Source organism: Candidatus Latescibacter sp. (genome assembly GCA_030692375.1).
In the GTDB taxonomy this organism is placed as follows: Bacteria; Latescibacterota; Latescibacteria; order Latescibacterales; family Latescibacteraceae; genus JAUYCD01.
In genome coordinates this window covers 1-8801 of the sequence record JAUYCD010000075.1, presented here as the reverse complement: position 1 = coordinate 8801, position 8801 = coordinate 1, and the positions used below count along the sequence as shown (strand labels likewise).

Annotated in this window: 6 protein-coding genes; all 6 read right to left on the bottom strand. The window is 49.4% G+C overall.

What is annotated here, in order from left to right; translation table 11 throughout:
• Nucleotides 1–273: 273 nt before the first annotated feature.
• Nucleotides 274–1545 (bottom strand): lactate racemase domain-containing protein, encoded by a 1272-nt coding sequence (locus Q8O92_04845; protein ID MDP2982640.1) that lies wholly within the window; start codon nt 1543–1545, stop codon nt 274–276.
• 101 nt (nt 1546–1646) lie between these two features.
• Nucleotides 1647–4361, bottom strand: coding sequence for a pitrilysin family protein (locus Q8O92_04840; protein ID MDP2982639.1), 2715 nt, complete (start codon nt 4359–4361; stop codon nt 1647–1649).
• Between the two features lie 79 nt (nt 4362–4440).
• Nucleotides 4441–5706, bottom strand: a complete 1266-nt coding sequence (locus tag Q8O92_04835; protein ID MDP2982638.1) for a lactate racemase domain-containing protein — start codon at nt 5704–5706, stop codon at nt 4441–4443.
• Between the two features lie 36 nt (nt 5707–5742).
• Nucleotides 5743–6993: a M20/M25/M40 family metallo-hydrolase gene (locus Q8O92_04830; GenBank protein ID MDP2982637.1), complete on the bottom strand. Its 1251-nt coding sequence runs from the start codon at nt 6991–6993 to the stop codon at nt 5743–5745.
• 335 nt (nt 6994–7328) lie between these two features.
• The gene (locus Q8O92_04825) at nt 7329–8111 is read right to left on the bottom strand and encodes an SDR family oxidoreductase (protein ID MDP2982636.1); all 783 of its coding nucleotides are present in this window, start codon (nt 8109–8111) and stop codon (nt 7329–7331) included.
• 181 nt (nt 8112–8292) lie between these two features.
• A partial coding sequence (locus tag Q8O92_04820) for a hypothetical protein (protein ID MDP2982635.1) occupies nt 8293–8801 on the bottom strand: 509 nt, incomplete at its 5' end.

The following is an 8801-nucleotide window of genomic DNA, read 5'->3' as shown; positions in this document are numbered from 1 at the left end:
GAAGCCCCCTTCCTGTCCTTTGGACATCCTTCCCCCTGAAGGGGGCAGGAAAAGACTGTGGAGCAACGACTTCCCTTGCCCCCCATTGGGGGGAAAGGGACAGAGGGTTAGGGGGCTAAAAGTTAACAATTTACCTTTTTTTAAATATAAAACGACTTTTGCAATTGGCTCAGAATGCAAAATATATCATATTCGCTCTAGTTCAGGATGACACGTGTCATGCCGAACTTGTTTCGGCATCTATTCTGTAAAGAGGAGCAAGAAAATCTGTAGTCATGTACATTTCCGGAACGGATTGTCTTTTAACAGATACAGTGTTTCCCCGGCATTGGGTACATAGAGAATGCCCTCGTCCTCGCGATTTTTCCATTCATCTATATTGATTGAGCGGGGATCGCGGTAATCGAAATTTATTTTTCTGCAATAATCTTCGCTCATCTGCGTCGCAAGAACCACATTGATCCGGGGTGTTTCGATGCCGTTTTCGAATGTGCCGAGCCCTTTCACATTGCATGACTGCGCCACTACATTCGCCGGATAATCCTTGAATTTGTCCCACTGCTTGAGAAAATAATCCCTGACATGGTAGCCGATTTTCTCCAGCAGATGGCCGTATGTCGCAGATGTTTTCGTGATTCCTGGCGCATAGAGAATTATTTCGCCGCCGTCCGCAACTACCCCTTCCAGCTTGACCATGCCCTTGCCCCCTGTCCATATCTCGTCATACATCGGCGAGGGACAGGAAAGAACCTTCGTGTAGGGATGATCCTTGTAGATGATATGAATCTTCTCGGAAACATCCGCGGCGGCGGAAAAGGTCTCTTCGGGCGGACCTATAAAAATACCGTAAAGATCATGTTTATTTACCACAAGACTGATACATAGGCGATCGATGGGAATATGCTGAGCGGCCCTGTTGATAAGCCTCCGCATGGGGGTATCTTTCGTTCCTATAACCGCGGGGATGGTGAGGAGCGCTCCAAGCCAGTGGAATGTGTCGATGAACTCTTCCCCGCATATACCGGGAAAGAAGTATTTATTGCCCCCGGAAAATCCCATTGTCTCGTGCGGAAAGGTGGGGCCGATTATCAAAAGAAGATCATAGTCGTAAATCATCTTATTGATGGTTACATCCACGCGCCTGCGTAAAAGGCCGCATGACAACCCGGATATTTCATCCTCGCTCAAACTTACAATAAGCTTCAGATTATCCGGGTTCATCGCTTCGTGATTGAAGAATCTCGCTTTCGGATAGGCATGGGTATGCTCCTCCTTCGTGATGCCGAGATGCGTATATATCTCCTCTTCGCTCATGGGCGGATGCGTTCCCAGGGCTATGAGAAAATCCAGAGCTTTTACACGCCGAGCGAGAAGCCTGTACACAATCCGAAACATCATATCTGTGGGACCGGAACGAGTGGAGTCGGGGATAATTACCAGAATCCGCCGGTCATCTATTTTTTTACGGGAGAATGCATCTTCGCAAAAACCTGCGGCCTCAACCTCACTCAGTATCCCGGTCGCAGAGCCTTTTCCAAGAATCATGGGTTATCCTTTCGATATCACAATTATCATCTATAAAACTTCAAATAGTTGTAATGATTAATGAGTGTGGTACGGTTGTTCAGAAGTACCGGAACACATCATTATCTAACTGCATCCATATGCACGATCTCTCCCAGGTTCAGCGACCTGATTCCATCTTCGATTTTTTCCCGGTCGCCCACTATGACGATTACCAGAGCATCGGGGTGTAAATAATCCCTGGCCGCTTTGTTTGCCATGGCGCCGGTGACAGCGCCAACCCGCTTTGTGTACGTATCCCACTCATCGAGAGGAAGATCGTATTTTATCAGATCGCTGAGCTGTCCAGCAATGCCGGTATAGTCCTGAAACTGTTGGGGAAAATTTTTGATGAGATTGTTCTTGCTATCGGCAAGTTCAACATCGGTCAGCGGCCGCGGCCCGAGCAGGTCCCGCATCTCCCTGACCATTTCGGTCAGAGATTCCCTGGTATACTTTATATCTACTGGAGCCCAACACATAAACGGCCCTACACCGCGGGTAACCTCGATAAAAGACCAGAGACGATAGGCATACCCCTTGTCCTCACGAAGATTGAGATTGATTCGGCTGGTACGCAGCACGCCAAAGACGTTGTACATCACCAGAAAAGGAAGGTAATCGGGATCGCTGCGCCGCATCGCCAGATTACCTATAAGAATCGTCGATTGTACCGCACCCGGCTTGTCAATCAGATAAATCCTGGTTGAGGCGGGCGCTGGGGGTGTCTGGACACTCCGGGCGGTTACCGTTCCCTGCTCCCACTTCTTGAATGCTTTTTCCAGCTTTTGCTTTGCTTCCGGAAGTGTGATATCCCCGGCGATAACCGCAGCCGCATTGCCGGGCACAGAGTTTGCTTTGTAAAAGTTTATTAGGTCGATTCGGGTAATAGCTTTCAGAGACGATTCCGTTCCCGAAGAAGGTTGGCCGTATGGATGGCCGCTGCCGTAGAGAACGCGCCAAAATGCTTTGTTCGCAATGGAATTCGGCTCTTTTGACTCCTGCTGGATACGGCCGAGATATATCTGGCGCTGCCGTTCGAGTTCCTTATCGGGAAAGGTCGGGTTCAAAACAATGTCAGCCACCAGGTCAAGCGCCGGGTCGAGGTTTTTTTTGAGTACGTTGAGGCTGATTGATGAATCGTCTAACCCACTGCCGGTGCCAAATTCCGCTCCGAGACGCCTGGCTTCATCGGTTATTTCCAGAGCGGTGCGGATCTTTGTGCCCTCGTCGAGCAGCTCGGCTGTCAGCGCGGCAGCGCCGAATCTATCAGTTGGGTCAGCCGCAAAACCGCTTTTGAGGACAAGGTTGAGATGCATCAGGGGCAAACGGTGATTTTCCACCAGAAGAATCTCAAGACCATTCGCCAGGGTCGCCCGTTGAATTTTCGGAGGGGTAAATGCCGGTTCGGCCATGGCCGACGGCTCTTTCGTGCGGTCAACCATGGTGTCACCCGCCGTCAGCTTTCCCTGGGGCGCTATATACAGTATCGCCCGCTTGTTCAGATCGATATACTTCCTCGCATACCGCCGGACATCCTCGACCGTGGCTCTGGCATAACGCTCCATATCCCAGGCGAGCTTGCCGGGGTCTCCAAGGAAAACATTATAATAATTGAGACGTATTGCAATACTCAATAACGACTGAAAATCGCGTACATTTTGCGATTCTTTTTTTATCCGGGCCTGGGCCAATTCTGCTTTCGTGATCCCATCGGTCAGAATCTTCTGCAGTACCGCATCGACCGCCTTTTCAAGCTCCTCCTGCGTATGACCTTTCCTGGCGGTTACTACAACCAAAAACAGGCCCCCAATCTCTTCCGGATATTGATAAACCGATACATCCTGAGCTATCTGCTGTTCATATACCAGCGCTTTTTGCAGGCGCGAAGTTTTTCCTGAGCCAAGAATGTCGGCAAAAAGATCAAGCTCAGCTTCACCCGGAGTGTACCTGGCCGGTGAGTGCCATGCGTAGTAGAGGCGGGGCAGCTCCACGTTGTCCTCGGCCACAGCGCGTTTGAGGCCGTCCAGTTCCGGTATCCAGGCGGTCATCCGTTCCATTGGCGGCCCCGGGGGCAGCGTACCGAAATACTTATCAACCAGTTTCCTGGCTGTCTCCGGATAGAAATCGCCGGCGATTACCAGTGAAGCGTTATTGGGAGTATAAAATCTTTTGAAAAATGCGGAAACATCCTCCAGAGCAGCCGCTGAAAGATCTTCCATACTGCCAAGCGGAAGCCAGGAATACGGATGGTCGTCCGGGTACATCATTTTAAATAAAAGCTCCCAGGATTTTTCGTATGGAATATTGAGATAACCCTGTCGGAGTTCATTTTTCACCACGTCACGCTGGTTGTCAAGCTTCTTCTGAGTCAATGCCGGAAGCAAAAAGCCCATTCGGTCCGATTCAAGCCAAAGTGCCAGCTCAAGATAATTGCTGGGCACGGTTTCTCGGTAGGCAGTGATGTCTCTCATGATGCCACCACCTGCAGACCCGCCTATCTTCTCAAACGGAGCAAAGTATTCGCCATCGTAATGTTCCGATCCCTGAAACATCATGTGTTCAACTAAGTGCGCTAAACCGGTTCGACCCATCTTTTCGTTCTTGCACCCCACATGGTACATTACATTGACCGCAACCACCGGAATGGAATGGTCCTCATGCATGATTACGTCCATACCATTCGCCAGCGTGTACTTCTCAAACTTTAATTCCAGCGGCTTATCCGCCATCGCAGCCTGAGTAACCAGTCCAAGGAGAAAAAAAAAGGCTGCGAACATCATGCAAACACGTTTCATTTCACGCCTCCTGTTTTAAACCACTATCTCGCAACCAAATGTTCGAAGGACAAGGTCACTGGCATTTCGATTCTGTTCTCTATCTCCGAAAAGGATTGTCTTTCAGAAGGTAGAGAATTTCCCCTGCCTTCGGGACATACAGAATACCTTCATCCTCACGGTCATTCCAATCTTCCGGATTCATGGAGTTCGGGTCGCGGTAGTCCAAGTTTACTTTCCGGCAGTACTCCTCATTCATCAGCGTCGCCAGCGTTACCTTGATCCTAGGCTTTTCAATCCCGTTTTCGAACGTGCCTATCCCCCTCACATTGCAGGAGTGAGCGCGGATATTGCCGGAAACATCCTTGAATTTGTCCCATTGCTTGAGATAGTAATCACGGACATGGAAACCGATTTTTTCGATCTCGGGGCCGTGCACCACGGACAAACGGTCGACATGGGGCGCATAAATGATGAGTTCGCCGCCGTCCGCGACCACCGATTCAAGCTTGTACATGCACTTGCCAGCAGTCCATATCTCATCGTACATCAGCGGGGCGCATGCAAGAACCTGCTTGAACGGATGTTCCTTGTACACGATGTGAATTTTATCGGACAAAGCCGCCGCAGCCGTAAATGTTTCTTCCGGAGGCCCGATGAACATGCCATAGAGATCGTGTTCCTTAACCACAAGGCTGATGCACATGCGCTCGACCGGGATGAATGAGGCGGCTTTATCTATCAGCCTCCGCATGGGCGTATCCGCGATGCCTATGGTCGCCGGAATGGTAAGGAGCGCCCCCATCCAGTGGAACGAGTCCACAATCTCCTCTCCGCAAATCCCGGGGAAGAAGTATTTATTGCCGCCCGAAAACCCCATGGATTCGTGGGGGAAAGTAGGGCCGATTATGACCAGAAGATCATAGTCGAAAATCTTGTTATTTATGGTGACATCAACCCGCTGATGCAAAAGCCCGCCGGATATTTCACCGGTTTCATCCTCGCTGATTGTTCCAATGAATCGAAGATGGTCGGGATTGCGCGATTCGTGATTAAAAAAGCGAGCCTTCGGGTATGAATGAGCATGCAAGTCTTTGGTAATTCCAACATGGTGATAAATCGCTTCCTCGCTCATCGGGGCATGGGTGCCGAGGGCGATGAGAAAATCAAGTTCCTTGACACGCCCGGCAAGAAGCTTATAGACAATCCTGAAAAACATGTCTATCGGCCCGGAGCGGGTGGAATCGGGAATGATTATCAGTACCCGTTTCCCGTCCATTTTCTTTTGGGAGAACGCTTCGGCGCAATAGTCATATGCCGTGGTCTCATCAATTACTTCATTCTCGAACCCTTTTCCAATAATCATGTGATCAGCCTCTGTGTGAATACCAAGGTTATACGATCATACTTTACGGAGTCCGCACCATTCTTTGATAAACTGTGTCATCACTGCCGCCGAAGCGATTAAACTTTTCAGTTTCAATTGCTCCTGGTCGGTGTGGGCGTCGCCAAGGCTTCCGCATCCGGTGGCCAGGGCAGGTATTCCCAGGATGTTCGTATAGTAACACGCATCCGTAGAAGCAGGCATAGCGCCAATTTTGCTTTTCACTCGCATGGTTCTGTAGCTTTCCGCAAGTGTTTTCACAAACGGGAGATTGGGGTCTATTCTCGATGTATCATGACGGTACTGGAAGGTCATCTCGAAGTTTTCTTTGAGCCATTTAGTACCTTTGGTTCGGATACGATTAACCAGTTCATGCATGACTTCTTCTTTAGGAGTGGTGAGAAAACCAAACACACCCTTAAAGACCTGCTTCTGGGGGGCCATGGCCGGCCAGTCTCCGCCTTCATTCTGCCCGAAGGTTACCGGCATTGGATTATCATATTCTGCGAACAGGGGATCGTCGTTAATAGTCCTGACAAGCAGTTTGGAATGATAGTCTTTAATGATATTGATTGCCTCGATTGCCATATCGAGAGCGCTGACCGTAGTTTTTGCCGAGCCTGAATGACCTGCCCTGCCGTAAAAAGTGCAGGTGAACCATACCGCGCCTCTCACCGAGGTGAGGATATTGTTCGAGCATGGCTCGAGGTTTATGCAGCAGTCAGCCCTTTCACCCCGGCGTACCAGGGCGAGAGTACCGTTTCCGCCTGTTTCTTCTTCGATCACCAGATGGAGGATGATATCGCCCCTCGGTTTGATCTTGAGTTTTTTTAAGGCTTTGAATATTGTCCATAACACTGCCACCTGCCCTTTATCGTCGCATGCCCCGCGGCCGTAGAGAATGCCCTCGTCCACATAGGGATCAAACGGGCGAAGCTGGCCTTTGGAAGGGGGAACAACATCGATATGGGCATTGAAAATCACACTTTTACCGGTTCCGTCGCCTTTGAGCGTCACACGGAGATTCGGCCTTCCTTCATAGGGCCGGTCATCGATTCTGAAACCGAAGTCGGGATCGTCCACAATATCTTCCGGAACAGGGATCAGCTCACATTCATCGGATATATCCTTGAACTGGTTATATAACCACTCCATTGCCGGCCCTTCATACCCGCTTGTCGACTCGAATTGTATGAGCCTCATGAGAAAAATCGCGGTATCGACGATGAGATCGTCGCATGTTTGTAAAATTTTCTCTTTCTCAATCATTATGCCCTCTAATCATATCTATAGTAAAAGTCTGGTGAAATACCCTGTTTAATTGATAGATGCCGAAACGGTTTCATCGTTACCGCCAAGCGGCAACAAGTTCGGCGTGACGATGTCACCCTGAACTCGTTTCAGGGTCTACATGACGACATATTTTATTTCGTTTCTTTTAAAAATAGATGCCGAAACGGTTTCATCGTTCCCGCGAAGCGGCAACAAGTTCGGCATGACACGTGTCATCCTGAACTCGTTTCAGGATCTAAACACACAGAACATGCGTAATTATTTTTGTCGTCATGCATAAATGGAAATAAAGTCGACTTTTTCACTAACCTTTAAATTGTCATCGCCGTAAATCCCCCATCCACCCGTATAACTGCCCCGGTAACAAACGAGGAAGCCTTTTCCGAAGCCAGCCAAATAATGGCCCCCACCAACTCCTCCGGGTTCCCGAAACGCCCCATGGGTGTATGGCGCATAATAGAGTCAACCCGATCCTGGGTCAGTATCTTTCTATTTTGTTCCGCCGGGAAAAAACCGGGCGCAAGGGCATTGACCCTAACTTTCTGGAGGGCCCATTCACGCGCCAGGAACTTGGTTAGATTATTAACCCCCGCTTTGGATATACTATAAGTTAAAACCCTTGAAAGGGGGATACTGGATGACGCGGAAGAAATATTGATAATACTTCCGCCTTCGCCCTGTTCGATCATTCTTTTCCCGAAAACCTGGCAGGCAAGGAACATGCTTTTCAGATTCACCTGAATAATTTTATCCCATTCATCTTCCGAAATCTCAAAAAACGGTGTGGCCGAGTTTATGCCGGGAGCATTGATAAGGATATCCACCCGTCCCCAGGCCGCGATGATCTTGTCAATAGCCCTTTCCATATCCTCTTTTTTTGTGGCATCCATCTGCAGCGCAAGGGCTTCCCCGTGGTGTTCATTCCTGATGGAAGCGGCCACTTTTTCGGCGTTTTCCAGGTTGAGATCCAGAACTGCAACCTTTGCTTCAGCTTTGGCAAGGCCTTTGGCCATCTCCCCCGCCAGTACGCCGCCGGCCCCGATTGCTGCTGCAACTTTTCCTTTAAGACCGAACATTTTTTCGATATATGACATGTCCCTGCTCCTTTATAATTTGGGTAAATGAGCCAGCCTGTAAACGATAGAAGTATATTCCGCTTGTCACAGTCTCAGAATTCCATTGCAGTGAATGGTTCCCCGCTGAAACCTCTATGGATTAGGATAATTTTGTGCAAGCGCAAAACAATTTGGAAGCTGATTGTGTTTATCTTCGACTTCAGTGATCATCTCTGACAACGATAGGCCGTCTCAAAATGCCGTGGCTCCAAGTCCCTGCAAAGAGATTCGTGCCGCTTATCGCAAGGGCACAGACATCAGGGCCCGTCAAGCCGGTCGTAGTCCAGCTTGTGCCATTGTTGGTCGAGAGAAAAACACCGCCGCCTTCAGTCCCTGCAAAGAGATTCGTGCCGCTTATCGCAACGGCTTGGACTTGAAGGTTCGTCAAGCCAGTCGCAGTCCAGCTTGTGCCGTTGTTGGTCGAGAGAAAAGCGCCGCCGCCTTCAGTCCCGGCGATGAGATTCGTGCCGCTCACTGCAAGTGCGAGAACAGAAGTAGTTGTCAAACCGGTATTGGCTGCAATCCAGTTTGTGCCGTTGTTGGTCGAGAGAAAAACGCCGTCGCCGGAAGCAAAAGTTTCCGGCTGGTTTTTATTATTGATATTATAATTGGTCATGACACAATTTTTACATAACTTATACTTTTTCGTGACAACAGGCATTTCTGGTC